Genomic DNA, 17,724 nt, shown 5'->3' with positions numbered 1-17,724 from the left:
ATTATGAATTCTCGTCGCGATTTTCTGCAAAAACTTACAGCGTCTCTCATCATTCTAAACTTACCTGGGCAAGTATCTGCCTATGCAGCTACTAGCGGGCTCAATACTCAAACCTACGACGGCCCGCCATTGCGCGTTGCGATTATGGGGCTTGGAAGTTACGGCTCGCGTGTGGCTGAAGCTATGCAAGCGTGTAAAAAGGCAAAAATCGTTGGGGTGATTAGCGGCACTCCATCAAAAATTTCTACTTGGCAAAGCAAGTACAATATTCCAGCAAAGAACTGCTACAACTACGAAAATTTCGATGACATAAAAAATAACCCGGATATTGATGCGGTCTATGTCATAACTCCTAATGCACTTCATCGCGATCAAGTGATTCGCGTTGCCAAAGCAGGCAAGCATGTTATTTGCGAAAAACCTATGGGTTTAAATGCAAAAGAATGTGAGGAAATGATCGACGCCTGCAAAAAAGCCAATGTGAAATTACTGGTTGGCTACCGCATGCATTTTGAGCCTAATACCGTCGAGATTATTAACCAGCGAAGCCGCGGCGAGTTTGGTCGCATATTATCTTTTGAGGGTGGGACCGGTTTCCCAATTGGTGATCCAACCCAGTGGCGTCTCAACAAAGCCCTTGCAGGCGGCGGCTCATTAATGGATGTTGGTATCTATGCTGTCAACGGCGCGCGCTACATGGTTGGCCAGGAACCTGTTTGGGTTACGGCGCAGGAGACCAAAACCAATCCCGCCAAGTTTAAAGAAGGCGTAGATGAAACAATTCAATTCCAACTCGGCTTCCCCAATGGCGCGATTGCAAGTTGCGTGACCAGCTACAACATCAGCCTTGATCGATTTGTACTGAACGGTGATAAAGGCTTTGCAGAGTTGCGCCCGGCGTTTGGCTATGGGCCTATCAAGGCCCGCACCAACAAAGGCGAATTGAGTTTCCCACACGTCATGCACCAAACGACGCAAATGGATGAAATGGCGGGGATCATTCTCGGCAACAATAAACCAGTATTTCCGGTTGATGGCGAAGAAGGGCTTAAAGATCTCAAAGTTATCGATGCCATTTATCTCGCCGTTAAGACCGGTAAAAAAGTACCTTTGAGTCTGTAAAATTTTGAAGGATTAGTGGCTTCTTCCAAGTGGCCGCTAATCCTTATCCAGATCCAGCCGCACTAAAATTCCCTGTTTGGGTAAAATTTGCTCAAGTTCCATAAGTTTCCACATTTTAGCCCCAAATTGGGCGCAAATGCCTTTCGTAAGCTGCCCGCAAGCGTGTAGAATCCAGCCTTTTAGAAGGTTATAGCTTCGCTCAGATTTCCGCTTAAACAATAATGAAATCAAGCGACTACAGCTCAAACCCCAACGAATTCTAGAGTGACACGGAACTATGCGGCTAAAGTGCATCAAGCTGGCAGGCTTTAAATCGTTTGTTGACCCTACTACGGTTAACTTCCCCAGCAATTTGTGTGCTGTTGTCGGCCCCAATGGTTGCGGTAAATCCAATATTATTGACGCTGTGCGCTGGGTAATGGGCGAATCTTCCGCCAAAAATCTGCGTGGCGAAAACATGACCGACGTTATTTTTAACGGTTCCAGTGGCCGTAAGCCGGTTGGTCAGGCATCTATCGAACTCGTATTTGATAATAGTGATGGCACCTTGTTAGGCGAATACGCCGCATTCACCGAAATTTCTATCAAGCGCAAAGTAACGCGCGATGCGCAAAACCACTACTACCTTAACGGCACTAAATGCCGTCGTCGTGACATTACCGATATTTTCTTGGGTACCGGTTTAGGGCCACGCAGTTATGCGATTATCGAACAGGGTATGATTTCCCGTTTGATTGAAGCCAAGCCAGAAGATTTGCGTGTTTACATCGAAGAAGCCGCCGGTATTTCCAAATACAAAGAGCGCCGCCGCGACACCGAAAGTCGTATGCGCCGCACGCAGGAAAACCTCGAGCGTTTAACTGATATTCGCGATGAATTGGAACGCCAACTTTCACGTTTGCAACGCCAGGCACAATCCGCTGAAAAATTTACCGAATACAAAAAAGAAGAGCGTTTGCTGAAGGCGCAATTGCAAGCGCTAAAGTTCCAGATTTTAGATGAGCAAGCCAAAGCCAAACAAATTTCCATTCGCGATTTAGAATTGCGCATGGAATCTTTTGTGACGGATCAAGTCAACAAAGACACCCAAATTGAAAAATACCGCAGCCAATACACGGAAATGGGCGACAAGTTCAATGAAGTGCAAGGCCGTTATTATGCGATTGGTGCGGATATCGCACGTATTGAGCAAACCATCCACCACGCGCAAGAGCGTTCGCGCCAATTGCAAAGTGATTTGGACCAAACGCAACGCGACTGCAAAGAAGCGGAAGAAAATCTTTTAATCGATGCGCAAAAAGCGGAAGGTTGGGAAGAAGAGCTTTTGGTCATCGAACCTGAATTGGAAATGGTGAAAGCTGCTGAAGAAGGTTCAAACGAAGTTTTGCTAGATGCCGAAGAATCTATGCAGCGCTGGCAAAATGAATGGGATGCGTTTAACCAACGTGCATCCGAGCCACGTCAAAAAGCAGAAGTTCAGCAATCCCGCATCCAACACCTTGAGCAAGTACAACAGCGTTTGTTGCAGCGCATTGAAAAGCTCAAAGAAGAAAAAGCCAATTTGCAAATTGATGGTGTTGATGAAGAAATCGGCCAGCTTACCGAGCAACTTGCAGAGCTTGATTTGGTTGCTGATGAAAAACGCAATCGCGTAGAAACAATTACTGAGCAACTTGATCAGCGTCGTAACGACAACACGCGTATAAGCAATGAGTTGGATCAGGTTCGTAGCCAATTACAAACTATGCGCGGTCGTCACGCATCTTTAGATGCATTGCAACAAGCCGCGCTGGGCGAAAAAAATAAAGCCGTTACCCAATGGCTTGCGGCGCAAAATTTAACAAACCAACCACGCCTTGCAGAATCTGTAAAAGTACAAGATGGTTGGGATAAAGCACTTGAAACCGTTCTTGGCAATACTCTTCAAGCTGTCTGTGTTAAAGGCTTGGATGCGGTAACTTCAGTTATTGAAAACCTAACGCAAGGCGAATTGGTTTTATTTGATACCACTGCAAAGTCTTCTGCCAGCAACGCAAATAAAGCTGCGCTCTTGAGTAGTAAAGTTTCTGCAGATTGGGATGTTGCCGGGGTACTTAGCGGCATTTATATCGCAGAAGATTTGCCAGCGGCATTGCAATTGCGTAATCAATTATCTGCAAACGAATCTGTTATCACTAAAGATGGTGTTTGGGTTGGTGCGCATTGGTTGCGTGTAGCTCGCGATACTGATGCAAGCTCGGGTGTAATTGCACGCAAACAAGAAATTGAAGAATTGTCTGCAAAAATTGCAGAAGCAGAAGAAAAAGTTGAAAGCTTAAGTGCTGCACTTGAAGACGGTCGCCAGCAAATCAAAGATTTCGAACAAAACCGCGAGACGTTGCGCCGTGAAGCGGACGAACAAAGTCGTCGTTACGGTGAGTTACGTTCACAGTTGTCTGCAAAACAAGTGCGTGTAGAACAAGTGAGTATGCGTCGCGAACGCGCAGAAAATGAAATTCGCGAAGCGCGCGAACAACTTGAACAAGAGGCCGAGCATCTTTCTGAAGCGCGTATGATCTTGAGCGAAGCCATCGAGATGATGGGGCAAGATACAGATTTGCGTGAAGAGTTGCTGCAACAGCGCGATGATATTCGTACCGGTCTTGATCAGGCGCGTCAGCGCGCACGTCACGATAAAGATAAAGCCCACGAATTGGCAATGCGTTTCCAATCGCTCAAAACCCAATTGGATGGTATTCGTTTAGGTATTGGCCGTTTGCGCGAACAGACGGCACGCTTGCAAGAGCGTCGCGAACAACTAATTGTAACTCTCAGTGAAAACCGCGATCCAATTGAAGAATACAAATTAGAGCTGGATGCAAACCTCGGCAAACGTTTGTCTGTTGAAGCTGCATTGACTGAAGCTCGTCGTAACCTTGAAACGGTTGAACATGAATTGCGCAATGCAGAGCAAGGCCGCAATCGTGCTGAGCAAGAAGTTCAGGCAGTGCGTGCGCACCTGGAACAAGAACGATTGGCCGCGCAACGTTTTGAAGATCAGCGCAATGCGATTGTTGAGCAATTGGAAGAAGATGAGTTAAATCTGCAAACCATTCTGGCAGAAATTCCGGAAGGGACAGAAATCAAGCCCATTGAAGAAGAATTAGAAGCCATTGCGGGTCGCATTACTCGCTTGGGTCCAATCAACCTTGCCGCAATTGACGAATACAAAACTGAATCCGAGCGTAAAAATTATTTAGATGCGCAAAACGCAGATTTGCATGAGGCTCTCGAAACCTTAGAAAACGCGATTCGCAAGATTGATCGCGAAACGCGCACGCGTTTCAAAGAAACTTTCGATCAAGTAAATAAGAGTTTGCAAGAGCTGTTCCCCAAAGTATTTGGCGGTGGTCATGCATATCTTGAATTAACGGGTGAGGATTTATTGGATACCGGCATCACAATTATGGCGCGCCCACCAGGAAAGCGTAACAGCACAATTCATTTGCTGTCAGGTGGTGAAAAGGCGCTGACTGCAATTGCTTTGGTATTCTCGATTTTCCGTTTGAATCCAGCACCTTTCTGTATGCTGGACGAAGTTGATGCACCGCTCGATGATGCCAACGTGGGCCGTTACGCGCGCATGGTTGAAGAGATGTCATCGCAAGTACAATTTATTTATATTACCCACAACAAAAATGCGATGGAAATGGCGCACCAATTGCTCGGCGTAACTATGCATGAGCCTGGCGTATCGCGTTTGGTAACGGTGGATGTGGATGAAGCGGCAGAGTTGGCTGCTTCCTAATTAATTGAATTTATCTAGAACAATTTGAATATACGGATAACTTTATGAGCAACTGGCTAACCGGCGTTATTGTTCTTCTCATTATTATTATTTTGGTTGATGGCTATCGTCGTCGGAATAAGAATCGTCTTGATGTTTCGCCCAACTTAAAGAAAAGTTTGCGGAATTCAGCTCTTGAAGATGAATCAAATAACGAAGCGCCACCCAGTTATTTAAGTGAATTACCGAATGGCGGCGCGCGCGTTGTTGGTGTGCGTGATCCATCTGAGCGTCCACAACGTGACAGAAAGCTAAGTGCTCGCGAGTTAAAAGAGCAGCGTCGTCGTGAAGAAATTGCGAATCGCACGCCTGAACAAGCACGTTTAAATCTTGATGAGTCAGTGCCTATTTTAATGGAGTCCGTAGAGCATCAAGACGAACAACATTACGAAGCGCATACAGATGATCATGGCCGTATAGAACCAAGTTTTTCTACTCAGGACGATGAAGATCTTGATGGTGGAGAACAGCTTCGCGCAGAACACGACGAAGATTACGCTGAAGATGAAGGCGATTATGACGAAGACTATGAAGAAGACTTCGATGAGGATGAAGATTCCGAAGAAGATTATGCTGAAGATGACTACGACGAAGAAGTAGAGCAGGAAGAGACTAAAGCGGCCGCGCCTCAAGCGGAACCGGAAGAAGTTTTAATCATTAATATAATGGCGCCTAAGGGCGAAATGTTTAATGGTAGTGATTTGCTCGACATCGTTTTGAAATGTGGCTTGCGTTACGGCAGTATGGATATTTTCCACCGTTACAGCGATACCAAAGGTGAGGGCGCTTTGTTGTTCAGCATGGCCAATATGGTAAGGCCAGGCACCTTTGATTTGGACGCAATGGATGAATTTACAACGCCCGGTGTGAGTTTATTTATGACATTGCCAATCGATGCCGACTCAATGCAATCCTTCGATTTAATGGTTGAAACTGCGCAGGCTATTTCACAAACGCTTCACGGCGAACTGAAAGACGAGCAGCGCAGTGCAATGACTCGTCAAACACTTGAGCATTGCCGTCAGCGTATTAGTGATTTCGAACGTAAGAAGTTGTTTCGTCGTCCGCGGTAAGCGCAAACGTTTTAATTGTCGATAAAACAGGAAAATGTGAATGCATCTTCCTGTTTGTTTTTTGGGCTGACCAGAAGAGTTTAACTATATTATGTCTAGTCACTCAGTTTCTCCTGCTGTTTCTTCCGAGCTTGAGCAGCTTCGCTCAGCTATTAATTATCATAACCATCGTTACCACAGTTTGGATGCGCCAGAGATTAGCGATGCAGAATATGATCGCCTCATGCAGCGGTTAAAAAATCTTGAAGCTGAGCATCCTGAATTAATTACTCCTGATTCCCCCACTCAGCGTGTTGGTTCAGCACCACTAAGTGCTTTCGTTACTGTTGTGCATGAAATGCCCATGCTTTCTCTTGATAATGCGTTTAGCGATGAAGATTTGCTCGCTTTCAACAAGCGCATACAAGATCGATTGAAATCAAAAGAAGATATCGAATTTGCCTGTGAAGTAAAACTTGATGGTATTGCAGTTAGTTTGATTTATCGCGACGGCATATTGGTGCGTGGCGCAACCCGTGGTGACGGCACTAATGGTGAAGATATTACGCAAAATGTGCGCACTATTGCTTCGATTCCCCTGCGATTGTTGGGCAAAGGTTATCCGCAAACCTTAGAGGTGCGCGGGGAAATTTATATGCCTAAAGCTGGCTTTGAAAAGTTTAATGCAAAAGCATTTGCTGCTGGGGAAAAGCTATTTATTAATCCACGCAATGCGGCTGCGGGTAGTTTGCGTCAGCTGGACTCACGGTTGACTGCTGCGCGCCCTTTAGAAATGTGTGCCTACAGTGTTGGTTTGGTTGAAGGAGGGGAGTTGCCTGATCGCCATACTGATATTTTAAAATCCCTGCAAGGTTGGGGTTTTTTAATTAATCGTGAATTGGATGCTGCTAATAATATTCAAGAATGTTTGGAATATTATCGCCGTATTCACGAAAAGCGCAGTGCGCTCGCATACGATATCGACGGCATTGTATTCAAAGTTAATTCGCGCAAGTTGCAGGACGAGTTGGGTTTTATTTCCCGTGCGCCACGCTGGGCAGTGGCTTACAAATTTCCCGCGCAAGAAGAAATGACGCTGCTGCAAGATGTTGAGTTTCAAGTGGGGCGTACGGGCGCGGTAACTCCTGTGGCGCGCTTGCAGCCGGTTTTTGTTGGCGGTGTTACTGTTTCAAATGCTACTTTGCACAATCGTGACGAAATTAATCGCTTGGGTATTAAAATTGGCGATACAGTTGTGGTCCGTCGGGCAGGTGATGTAATTCCGCAAATTGTTGCTGTTGTCGAATCAAAGCGCCCAACAGATGCACGCGACATTATTTTTCCAACAACTTGTCCTGTGTGTGGTTCTCCAGTTGAAACTGTTCCAGGTGAAGCTGTTGCGCGTTGTGATGGTGGTTTGGTTTGTGCCGCACAGCGTAAAGAGGCTATTAAGCATTTTGTGTCACGCAAAGCCATGAATGTAGAAGGCATTGGCGATAAATTAGTTGAGCAGTTGGTTGATCTCAACATGATCAATAATCTTGCAGATATTTATTCGTTGACTCGAGAGCAGTTGGCGAATCTTGATCGTATGGGTGAAAAATCTGCAGACAATATTTTAGCGGCGCTTGAAATCAGTAAAAAAACGACACTTGCCAAATTCATTTATGCGTTGGGTATTCGCGAAGTGGGAGAAGCTACTGCACGTAATTTTGCTAAACACTTCGGTACCTTTGAGGCATTTGCTACTGCTGACGAATTGAATCTTCAACAGGTTACTGATGTTGGGCCTGTAGTAGCACACTTTGCTTTTGAATTTTTTCAGCAAGAAAATAATCGTCAAGCCGTGGCGCAATTGAAAGCAGCAGGTATCCAATGGCCTGATGAAGTTGCAACGGCGACTGATGCGCCTTTGCTTGGTTTAACCTATGTGCTCACAGGCTCGCTTGAAATTTTTAGTCGCGATGATGCAAAAGCGCATCTATTGGCGCTCGGTGCAAAAGTGTCGGGAAGTGTATCCGCAAAAACCGATTATGTAGTTGCAGGTCCCGGCGCTGGTTCAAAACTGCAAAAAGCGGAAGAGCTTGGGATTCCTGTGCTCACAGAGGAAGATCTGTTGGCGCTTTTAAAACAACATGGACAATTGCCAGAATGAAATTAATGGCGTCATTGTGTTTGTTATTTTGTGTCTCTTTTTTGAGTGGTTGCGCAACAACGCCCCCCTCAAATCCGAATAATATTTGTGACATCTTTGGCGAAAAGAGTGATTGGTACAAGGCTGCTAAGAAATCAGAAGATAAATGGGGCACCTCTGTGCCTATTATGATTTCTATCATGTATCAAGAATCACAGTTTGTACAAAAGGCGCGGCCAGCACGTACAAAAATATTGTGGATTTTCCCCGGCCCTCGCCCAAGTAGCGCTTACGGCTTTGCGCAGGTTAAATCAGATACATGGGATGATTACCAGCGTGCAGAAGGTGGCATGTGGGCAAGAAGGGATAACTTTAAAGACGCAGTAGATTTTATTGGCTGGTATAACTACCAAAGCGAAAAACGTAGCAAAATTAAGCGCAACGATGCTTACAATCTTTATCTTGCCTATCACGAAGGGCACGGTGGGTTTAATAAGAAAACTTATAACAGTAAAGCTTGGTTAAAATCGACCGCGCAAAAAGTTGCAACGCGTTCTGCAGATTACACGAAACAATTACAGCAGTGTGAAGATGGTTTGGATAGGGGTCACTGGTGGTGGCCTTTTTAATAGAATTATTTATGTAATTTATATTTGATGCACATTGGAGCCAGTATGGATCAAGAATCAATTGTCTATGGTTGCATAAAAGATATTCCTGCGATGGCGAACTATTCCGAGCGCTTACGCATAAATCGCGAGGCCATGCTAAGTTTGCCTACAGCTGACCAGTGGCCATTTTTATGTCAGGAAATGTTTTCTATTCCAGAAGTAAATGTGCTTAACAACAATTACCAAACTGAAGTTTTACATTTCGGTGCTTCTTATAAAGCGGTTGAATATGAATGGGATCAGTGGATTGCACAATTCGAACAATTGTTAAGCAGAATGTACTGGGTATCAGCCACAGTGCATTTGGAAACTGAATTGTCAGGTACTCATACATTCACATGGGAAGCCGGAGGCAATTGCCACGTACCTGGCTCCGGTGAGTTTAATGTGAAGTGCGAGTGGAGTCATGAAGGCGCATTAAGCATTTAAGAAATCTTGTGAATTTAAAGGCAGCCAAGGCTCCCAAATAAATTGGTAAATATCATGTCAAATAATTTAATTACGCCAGATTTTCGCTTTCGCCGTTTGCGCAGAACTTCTGCGCTGCGCGAATTGGTACGCGAAACTCATTTGCGCATGAGCGATTTTATTCTGCCTATTTTTATTGAAGAGGGCATTAATGCTCCTGTTGCCATTAAATCAATGCCTGATGTATATCGTTACCCGGAATCGCAATTAGCGGAAATCGTAACGCGAGCGTGGAGCAAAGGTATTCGCGCGGTGTTGTTGTTCGGTGTATCCACACATAAAGATGAAGTGGGTTCAGATACCTGGGCGCAAGATGGCTTACTTGCTCGAATGATTCGCACCGCAAAAAATGCGCAACCCGACATGCTTGTCATTAGTGATAATTGTTTTTGCGAATACACAACCCATGGTCATTGCGGTGTTACACATAAGAATGATGTTGATAACGATGCGACTCTTGTGAATCTGCAACGACAAGTTGTTGTGGCCGCACAAGCAGGAGTCGACATGATCGCACCGTCGGGCATGATGGATGGAATGATTAGCGCGATTCGTCAAGCTTTAGATGAGGCGGGCTTTACTCATATTCCAGTAATGTCCTACTCAACAAAATTCGCTTCCGCTTTTTACGGTCCATTCCGTGATGCTGTTGATAGCACCTTCAAAGGCACACGCAACACTTATCAAATGGATTTTGCCAATGCACGCGAAGCGCTTTCAGAGTCAATGCAAGACGAAGCTGAGGGTGCAGATATTTTGATGGTAAAACCTGGCACCGCTTATCTGGATATTCTTGCGCATATTCGCGCAAATTCATCGCGTCCCTTGGCTGTTTATCACGTAAGCGGTGAATATGCCATGATTAAAGCTGGCGCAGCGGCTGGTGTGATTGATGAAAAATCGATTGTGTTGGAAACCATGATTGCATTTAAGCGTGCGGGTGCAGATTTGATCATTACCTATTACGCGGAAAAATTGGCTGATTGGATTAATTAATTTTTTAGTTATTGAATAGCTCTACATACTAATAACTCAACTAAGGAAAAGTGAAATGAAATTATATTTTGTTGGAATGTTTATTCTTATGGCTGCGTTTTTTCTAGCCATCGGTGTCAAAGTTGTTTCTTCAAAGCGACCAATGTTGGTCCCAGCGAGGATATTTTTTGTATTTATGGCTCTTGCTTTTTCGCCGCAACTTGTTAATTTTTTTAGTATGGTAGGTTCGGAGGCGGGTAAGAGAATGGGATTCATTCTATATTTGAATCCAATTATGTTTATATGTTTGTTAGTGTTTTTTTGGATTCAAATGAAAGGCTATGTGGCAATTGGAATCTATGATGAAACCTTTAGGAATTCATTGCACGGTTCCTTAAATAAAAACAACATTGTATTTGAAGAGCAGCTTTCGGTTGTTAAGTTGATTTCTGAGAATGCAAATCTTCAAGTGGCAATTCAATCTTGGGTTGGCACAGGGCAGCTTAGGCTAAAAAAGTCAAACGATGCAGAATTATTAAAGCGTATTGTCGCGGGTATGAATGATTATTTCATTGAGCACGATATTAAATCCAATAATACAACAGCTATTTTCTATATCATCATGGGCGTTTTCATGGTAATTGCCGCGGGTAGCTTTGGCGTTATTATCTAGTCAGTATTCATTGCGGATTGCTGTTAATTGAGGTTAATCCGCTTTGTATTTAATATAATATTTTGAGTTTTATACATCTCCAATGTTCTTTAGCGATTCCCGCCAACACTTTTTTAATCCGCTCACAGGAAAATACCGTGAGTTGGTTGCCCAGTGTTTGAGTCTTTTGTATCAACGTCTTTATACCGATCTGCGCGATTATGGTAATGCCATGAATCGTGAGCAGCTTATGGATATCATTAAAGAATCAATTGCCCGTGCGCCAATTTTGGATGCTGATAAAGATGAAGAAGATTTTAATGCGCAAGGAGAGTTGATTGAAACTCAGGAAGGGCGCTTCAAAACGCAACGAGATTTAGCAAGTTTTATTATTAACCGCCTGCTCGAAAACGGTTGGTTAGAAAAGCAAGTTGATGAAACTACTTTGCAAAGCACATATGGTTTTAGCCGTATGGGGCGTTTATTCACCCAACCGTTTGCGGATAACCAAGCCAATCATTTTCGCACACGCAACCGTAATACACGCAATACGCGTAACAGCTTGCAGGCATTTTATGAGCAAGGCGAAATTCATGACTTGCTCGATGCCTATGAATATTCTGAACGTATTATCAGCGATTTTACTGATGTGATTGCTGAGCTTGAAGAGCGCAAACGTCAGCTGGTACGTGAAGTTGAGTCGCGTCAACTTATCCAGCAGGCGAGCGATGAATTCTTTGACTTTATGGAAACCGTCTTCAAACCGGATTTGGAAGTTCGTTTATCCGCAGATAGTGTAGAAAAATATCGTGACCAAATTTCTGACATCATCACCAAAATTCGCCGCAAGCGTAAATATGGCCAAGGTGATGCTGAAACTGCAGAAAAAGACTGGCGTGCAGTGATGGAGATTCGCTTGCGCAAAGCCTTGCCGCAGCGCGTTGTACAGGGCGTATCGCTGTTGGATACGCTTTTGCAAACCATTGAGTCACGTTTAAAAAATGCATGTGAAATTATGTTGCCCGCTTTGCGCCGGGCATTGAATACGTTTACTCAACGTGCCGACATTATTATTCGCCAGCTCAGTTACATTAATAGCCGCAGTCAAGATGATTTGATGGATGTTTATCGTTCATTGGCGCAATTGCCGCCAGATCAACAAGATACTTTGCTCCAACAACAGGGCGAGACGTTGGCGAGTATGCAATTGGGCTTTGTTGATCCATCGCAAATTCAATTACGTGCTGCACGTGCGCAGCAAATTGTTCGCTCCGCAGTTGATGGCGATAAAGCTTTGGATGCAGAGGCGCAAAAAGAAATATTTATTCAGCAAGCATTAGACCGTGCCTTTATTTTGCAAGGTAGCGAAATTCGTGAGTATGTGCAAAAAGCACTCGCTACAAGCGGTAGCCTTAATAGTCGCCAATTGAACGCAACCAACATGCAAGAGTTGCTGAATCTTGCACATGCAATTGAAGTTGGCGCAGCTGACAATTTGTCTTCACGCTTTCGTTTTTCAATTGACCAGGATCTAACCTGGCTGCATGAACCACCTCAAATTCAAGATGATCATTACTTCAAGCGGCGCGATCAATTTGTGATTTCGCTGCTCGATGATGGAAAATAGTATGAGCAATATTTTTAGCGCTGACTTGGAAGAGCAGCTCGATAAACATAATTTATCTCTCGATGACTGGCGCGAATTGATTCAACGCTTGCTGGATTATGGGGTTCTCTGTCGCGATGATTCGCAAGTTGAGGCGGAACTTTATGATCGCTTTGTACGAATCCATGAAACAGTGAATGATTATTTAGCCTTAATGGGCGTGCGTTTTCAGCACGATACTCAATTCAATTTTGTACGTATTCTTCCGCCAGGTGCGCGCTTGCCCGGTATGGAAGACGAAACTGATGAACCTTTCAATGGCGGCTTTCGCAGCCGTTTAAATCAGCATGAAGTAGCGTTAATTTTAGTTTTACGCGCTGAATACGATAAAGCTTTGCGTGAAGGCGTAATAGACGAGCAGGGCTGTGCAACGCTTTCGCTTGAAGCAATTTCACTAGCGATGAAAAGTTTATTGCGCCGTAACTTGCCTGAAAATATTGGTGAGCGTCGACAGGCATTTAAACGTTTACGCCAATTGCGCTTAATTAATTATTTTGCTGAAGCTGACGTGGATTCTGGTGAGAGCTGGATAAAAATTCGTCCATTGATTATTAATCTGGTTAGTAACGAATGGCTCAATCAAATTCGTACTTACTTGGCTGATAATTTATTGTTGGTTGATGATGAGCCTGACGCAGAGGAGCTGGCTGTTAAGCCAACACAGAAAAGATCGCCACATCTTACTAAGTCCATTTTCGATACTGAATCTTAATTATGTTCCTAAAAAAGTTTATCTACATTAACTGGGGCAATGTGCCTAACACCGAATTTGAATTCGGCCCCATTAATTTGTTTTCGGGCGGTAATGGTTCAGGTAAAACCACAGCGGCTGATGCTATTCAAACCATCATGACTGCGGCGCACGATAATTTATTTCATTTTAATCCTGGGCAAGATGAGTCCAGCCAGCGCGGTCGTGGTGGGAAATTGGTGCGAACACTTGCATCCTATGTATTAGGTTGCGATGACGGTGCCTATTCACGCCCGCAAGGTTGCGATGGTTATTTGGCGGCTGTGTTTCATCCAACCCAAGGCGAAAATGGCGAGCCCTTTACCGCTTTAATTGGTATGCGCGCATTCGTTGAAACAGCGGGGCAGGGCGCAAGCCAACAAAAAGTAGCGCGTTTGGATGATTGTCATTTTTATATATTGAGTGATGTTGCACTCAGCCTGAAAGATTTATTAAAAGAAGAAAACACGCATAAGTACGTAGTGCCGCTTGATAAAATCTACGCAGGTTTACGCCGCCAATATGGTCAAGAGCAGGTTGAAAAATACGATAAGAAAAAATCTTATCTGTGCCGTTTGTATGGAATTTTGCGCGGCCGAAAAGATGCTGTATCTGAACGCGAAGCTATGAATGCTGCACGTGCATTTTCTCGATTTATGGCTTACAAACCTATTAAAGGTATTGATGAGTTTGTGGCCAATGAGGTTCTTGAATATCGCGATTTGGGTGAGGCGATTCGCAATGTGTCGGCCATGCTTAAACGCATTCATACCATGGAGTCCGATGCGCGGAACTTGCGCCAGGCAATTGACCGCATGGCAACCGGGCGAACACTGAGCGATAACTTTATTGCGAGCTGGCTTGAACAGCAAGTGTTGCATTATTCTGTTGCTAAACGTCGTTTTGGTGACTGCCAGTCTTTATATCTTGACGCAAAACACAAGCAGCAAGCTTTGCGTGAAGCTGCCGCTAGCCATACTCAATCGTTGGCTTTATGTGAAAGTAGGCGTGATGAAATCAATCAATTAATTTTAGCGGCTACTGCTCGCCGTTTGGGTGTTCCAGCGCTGCGTGATAAAGACCAGCTCGAACAGGAAAAAATTGCTCAAGAAAAACTTATTCACAATAATGTTCCTGAATTGCTTAAGCAAGATCAGCAGTTGAAGCTTAATATGGAAGCTGCACAGCAATGTGCGCAAACCCTGCGCAACACATCCATTGCACTGGAAATTCCTGCTTTAAAAGATGCGCACCTCAACAAGTTAGCCAAAGCCATTTCTACCTGCGAAGAATCTATTGATATCCACCAGCTGCTCAATCGTGATTGGATTGATGTGAGTCCATTAGTACAACATTTGGATTCGGTAGTTGAGCAGCAAAAAAATCACAATTTGTTTGTTCATAGTTTGTTTGCGTTGGATGCCAGTTCTGCAGTAGCACATCAAGGCAATAGAATTAATTTGCGCGATCAATTAGCACAAGAAAGAGATAAGCGTCGTGCTAGTGCGGAACGTTTGCAAAAAACTATTGAAACAAAACGCCGGGAAATCCAGACGCTGGAAGCACATCAAGTTAACTATCCACCATTTGTACGTGCGGCACTTGAAGCAATCGCTGTCCAGTGTCCCAAAGCAGATGCGCGAGTCTTGTGTGATTATGTCAATGTGACTGATCACGAATGGCAAGCCGCCATTGAAGGTTATATTGGTGCGGCACGCTTCGGTATCATTGTTGCGCCAGAGTATGAGGCGGACGCTATAGCGCTAGTGCGCAACATGAGCGGGCAAGCTAACCGTGCCCGTATTATTCAAGGTGAGAAAGCGCGCAAGGATTGGGAGAAGTCGGGTGATTTTGCCAATAATTCTATAATTCAAGTGATGAATTTTTCGCACGCAACAGCCGAAGCTTATTTAAAAGCAAGCTATGGAAATGTTCAACGTGTGGAATCTGCTAATGAGCTGCGAAACACCCGCCGCGGAATTACTAAAGATGCAATGGGCTCTGGCAATTACGCTATGTTCCGCTGCGATATGGCTGATTCAGACCTGGTGTTCGGTCAGGGCGCGCGTGAACGAGCGCTTGAGGCTAAGCGCAACGAATTTCATTCGCTTAATATAGAGCTTCAAGCCGCAACGGATTATGTCAATGAGGCGCAGCATTTGCTTGCCGCTGTAGATAAATTAAAAATCCTCACTTATGCCGACACGCTTCAAACTATGCTTGCTGCTCAAGATCGCATTGCTGCTATAGACGCAAGTTTGCAGCAATTGGATTTAAGCGATACCAAAGCATTGGACGAGGAACTCAATGAATTAAAAGCGCGTTTGCACGAACAGCAAAAGCAATTCAATGAGATTAATAATGCGCAGGTTGATTGCCGTGCAGAGTTAAAAAATGCGGATGTTCTGTGTCACAAGTTAGATGCGGAGCAGGATAAAACTCTCGCTGTCGTTGATGAGTGCGAAGCAAATTTACAATCTATTGCAGGTTTGTGGCCAGATTTTAATGTCGATGAACGCTTGCAAGCGGCTGACGAAGCTGTTGGTCAGCAGTCTATTGGTTATTTTGAAAATAGCCTGGCTAGCGTAAACGCTGAATTAAAATCAATTTTGCATCGTTTACAACAGGCTGTTATGCAGCACAACCAATTCTGTTTAAGCGCGGATTCAATTCTCTTTAACCTTGATTACAACGATGAACTTGGCTCGAGCAATTTCCGCCATGTATGCGATATGCGTCGTCAATTTGATGCGCTTTATAATCGCGATAAAAACCATATTCTTGCGCAACGTCATCAGGAAATTGAATCTTTACGCTTGAGCTTTAACAACGCGTTTGTTTCAAATCTCTGCCATTCTATTTATCAAGCGATTAATGATGGCAAGAAAACGCTTGAAGAATTAAACAAAGAGTTGGAACATCATCGCTTTGGTGCTGACCGTGAGCGCTTCCGTTTTGATTGGGAGTGGGTGCCGGAATTTAAAGAGTATTGGCAATTCTTTAAAGCCGTTATTGATAGTCCAAATCTCGGTGATGGTGAGACACTCTTCAATATGAAGCTTGAAGAAAAACACCAAAAGGTTCGCGAACGTTTGATGAGTATGTTGCTCGATGAAGACGAGCAAAAAGCCTTACGCGAATTAACGCGCATTGCGGATTATCGCAATTATCGTTGCTACGAAATTTACAAAGAGCCGGAGGGCAAAGCGCCTATTGCATTGAGTCAATATGGCACAGGTTCTGGCGGGCAGTTAGAAACCCCGGCGTATATTATCCGCAGCGCAGCTATTACATCGGCATTCCGTTTCAATGAGGGCAGTAGTCATTTGCGTATGGTGTTAGTTGATGAAGCTTTCTCAAAAATGGACGAGCATCGCTCGCGTGAAGTGATTAATTATTTGACAGAAAGTTTAGGTTTGCAGCTGAACTTTATTATGCCGAGCAGTAAGTCTGGTCCTTTTATGGATTTAATTTCCAATCAGTTCGTGTTTAGCAAATGCCCGACAGCTGAGCCTGTTGGTGAATTAAAAACGCGTGTGGTGTTGGATCGACAAGTTTGCGATCAGGAAAAAATTGCCAAACTCATGGCGAATCATCGGCGCACAATTCGTCAGCAAGCAAGCCTGGATTTTATGGTGGAAGTTGAAGGCGTTGAAGTTGTTTAAAATAAGGTGCCGGAAATCGGCACCTTAATTAGCTCTTATCTGTTCCTTCTTCCGGTGACGGTATGTCGGTAGCGCAAATCCCCAACATGGTAGCGTTCTCAGGAACCGGGAGTTTAGGAAAGTGGCGAGCCAATTTTTTTATAGTGGTTTGCTCTTCCAATGGTTTGACAATGTAGTCGTCTACGCCTTCTTCAATTGCTGAGCGGATTAGCTTGGCTTCGGTAACTGCAGTAACCAAAATGAAACAGGTTTCCATGTAGCGCTCGGCAGCGCGCATGGCATTGTGTACATCCAGCCCGTTTTTAATCGGCATATGCCAGTCGCAAAGTACCAGGTCGTAGACTGGGTTTGCATCGTACAACATGCTGATACCTTTCAATCCGTCGGAAGCAATATCTACATAGCGAACACCCGTTGAATGCAAAAGCATTTGTAATAGCGATGCGATCATTTCGTCATCGTCTACTATGAGCACCCGAATTTGGGCGGGCTCTAATTGGTTACGCCTCTGCGCGCCAGTCAGTTTAGGGGGCTTGGCGGTCGTGGGAGTATTATCAACAGGGGTAATGGAATTTAATTTGCTGATGGCATTGTCGATGATGCTAAGTGTTTGTTGATTTTGCTCTTTAAGGGCTTGCTGATCAGGATTGCCCAGATTCTTCGCAATCCAGTCACGTCTGTGTTGCAGGGTTTTGGTAATAAGGTTTATTTCAGGCTTGGTAAACATAATTATCCCTGAGCAGTAGGTGTTTGAAACATCAAT

12 protein-coding genes are annotated in these 17,724 nt (G+C 44.4%); 11 read left to right on the top strand and 1 reads right to left on the bottom strand.

Features of this window, described 5'->3' with window-relative positions; translation table 11 throughout:
- The first annotated feature begins 3 nt into the window (after positions 1–3).
- From IE104_RS07560 to IE104_RS07510, 11 genes are all read left to right on the top strand, one after another.
- Positions 4–1,122 carry a Gfo/Idh/MocA family protein gene (locus IE104_RS07560; RefSeq protein ID WP_189417182.1) on the top strand — a complete coding sequence of 373 codons (1,119 nt, stop codon included), beginning with the start codon at positions 4–6 and terminating at the stop codon, positions 1,120–1,122.
- Between the two features lie 277 nt (positions 1,123–1,399).
- The gene (gene smc / locus IE104_RS07555) at positions 1,400–4,909 is read left to right on the top strand and encodes a chromosome segregation protein SMC (protein ID WP_189417180.1); all 3,510 of its coding nucleotides are present in this window, start codon (positions 1,400–1,402) and stop codon (positions 4,907–4,909) included.
- Between the two features lie 44 nt (positions 4,910–4,953).
- Positions 4,954–6,021: a cell division protein ZipA gene (gene zipA, locus IE104_RS07550; RefSeq protein WP_189417178.1), complete on the top strand. Its 1,068-nt coding sequence runs from the start codon at positions 4,954–4,956 to the stop codon at positions 6,019–6,021.
- Positions 6,022–6,112: 91 nt separating this feature from the next.
- The gene (gene ligA, locus IE104_RS07545; RefSeq protein ID WP_189417177.1) at positions 6,113–8,155 is read left to right on the top strand and encodes an NAD-dependent DNA ligase LigA; all 2,043 of its coding nucleotides are present in this window, start codon (positions 6,113–6,115) and stop codon (positions 8,153–8,155) included.
- Positions 8,152–8,763, top strand: a complete 612-nt coding sequence (locus IE104_RS07540; RefSeq protein WP_189417175.1) for a transglycosylase SLT domain-containing protein — start codon at positions 8,152–8,154, stop codon at positions 8,761–8,763. The genes ligA and IE104_RS07540 overlap by 4 nt, the downstream gene beginning before the upstream one ends.
- A gap of 45 nt (positions 8,764–8,808) precedes the next feature.
- Positions 8,809–9,234: a hypothetical protein gene (locus IE104_RS07535; RefSeq protein ID WP_189417171.1), complete on the top strand. Its 426-nt coding sequence runs from the start codon at positions 8,809–8,811 to the stop codon at positions 9,232–9,234.
- A 54-nt stretch (positions 9,235–9,288) separates the two neighbouring features.
- Entirely contained in the window at positions 9,289–10,269 is a 981-nt protein-coding gene (gene hemB, locus IE104_RS07530; RefSeq protein ID WP_189417169.1) for a porphobilinogen synthase, read from the top strand.
- 55 nt (positions 10,270–10,324) lie between these two features.
- On the top strand, positions 10,325–10,921 hold the full coding sequence (locus IE104_RS07525; RefSeq protein ID WP_189417167.1) for a hypothetical protein: 597 nt from the start codon (positions 10,325–10,327) through the stop codon (positions 10,919–10,921).
- 82 nt (positions 10,922–11,003) lie between these two features.
- Positions 11,004–12,527: a Wadjet anti-phage system protein JetA family protein gene (locus IE104_RS07520; RefSeq protein ID WP_189417165.1), complete on the top strand. Its 1,524-nt coding sequence runs from the start codon at positions 11,004–11,006 to the stop codon at positions 12,525–12,527.
- A 1-nt stretch (position 12,528) separates the two neighbouring features.
- Positions 12,529–13,278, top strand: coding sequence for a DUF4194 domain-containing protein (locus IE104_RS07515; protein WP_189417163.1), 750 nt, complete (start codon positions 12,529–12,531; stop codon positions 13,276–13,278).
- A 2-nt stretch (positions 13,279–13,280) separates the two neighbouring features.
- Positions 13,281–16,961: an ATP-binding protein gene (locus IE104_RS07510; protein ID WP_189417161.1), complete on the top strand. Its 3,681-nt coding sequence runs from the start codon at positions 13,281–13,283 to the stop codon at positions 16,959–16,961.
- Between the two features lie 28 nt (positions 16,962–16,989).
- On the opposite strand, the gene IE104_RS07505 is transcribed toward IE104_RS07510, so the two are convergent.
- Positions 16,990–17,688, bottom strand: coding sequence for a response regulator (locus IE104_RS07505; RefSeq protein ID WP_189417159.1), 699 nt, complete (start codon positions 17,686–17,688; stop codon positions 16,990–16,992).
- Between the last annotated feature and the right edge of the window lie 36 nt (positions 17,689–17,724).

This window comes from Cellvibrio zantedeschiae, assembly GCF_014652535.1.
Classification (GTDB): Bacteria; Pseudomonadota; Gammaproteobacteria; order Pseudomonadales; family Cellvibrionaceae; genus Cellvibrio; species Cellvibrio zantedeschiae.
Note: the sequence above shows the minus strand (reverse complement) of the source record. Positions and strands in the feature narration are given on the sequence as shown.

What these genes read in the sequence shown, in the direction of transcription:
- IE104_RS07560 (WP_189417182.1), top strand. Translation starts at nt 4, where the DNA reads ATGAATTCTCGTCGCGATTTTCTGCAAAAACTTACAGCGTCTCTCATC.
- ligA (WP_189417177.1), top strand. Translation starts at nt 6,113, where the DNA reads ATGTCTAGTCACTCAGTTTCTCCTGCTGTTTCTTCCGAGCTTGAGCAG.
- IE104_RS07525 (WP_189417167.1), top strand. Translation starts at nt 10,325, where the DNA reads ATGAAATTATATTTTGTTGGAATGTTTATTCTTATGGCTGCGTTTTTT.
- IE104_RS07505 (WP_189417159.1), bottom strand. Translation starts at nt 17,688, where the DNA reads ATGTTTACCAAGCCTGAAATAAACCTTATTACCAAAACCCTGCAACAC.
- IE104_RS07515 (WP_189417163.1), top strand. Translation starts at nt 12,529, where the DNA reads ATGAGCAATATTTTTAGCGCTGACTTGGAAGAGCAGCTCGATAAACAT.
- smc (WP_189417180.1), top strand. Translation starts at nt 1,400, where the DNA reads ATGCGGCTAAAGTGCATCAAGCTGGCAGGCTTTAAATCGTTTGTTGAC.
- IE104_RS07535 (WP_189417171.1), top strand. Translation starts at nt 8,809, where the DNA reads ATGGATCAAGAATCAATTGTCTATGGTTGCATAAAAGATATTCCTGCG.
- IE104_RS07540 (WP_189417175.1), top strand. Translation starts at nt 8,152, where the DNA reads ATGAAATTAATGGCGTCATTGTGTTTGTTATTTTGTGTCTCTTTTTTG.
- IE104_RS07510 (WP_189417161.1), top strand. Translation starts at nt 13,281, where the DNA reads ATGTTCCTAAAAAAGTTTATCTACATTAACTGGGGCAATGTGCCTAAC.
- zipA (WP_189417178.1), top strand. Translation starts at nt 4,954, where the DNA reads ATGAGCAACTGGCTAACCGGCGTTATTGTTCTTCTCATTATTATTATT.
- IE104_RS07520 (WP_189417165.1), top strand. Translation starts at nt 11,004, where the DNA reads ATGTTCTTTAGCGATTCCCGCCAACACTTTTTTAATCCGCTCACAGGA.
- hemB (WP_189417169.1), top strand. Translation starts at nt 9,289, where the DNA reads ATGTCAAATAATTTAATTACGCCAGATTTTCGCTTTCGCCGTTTGCGC.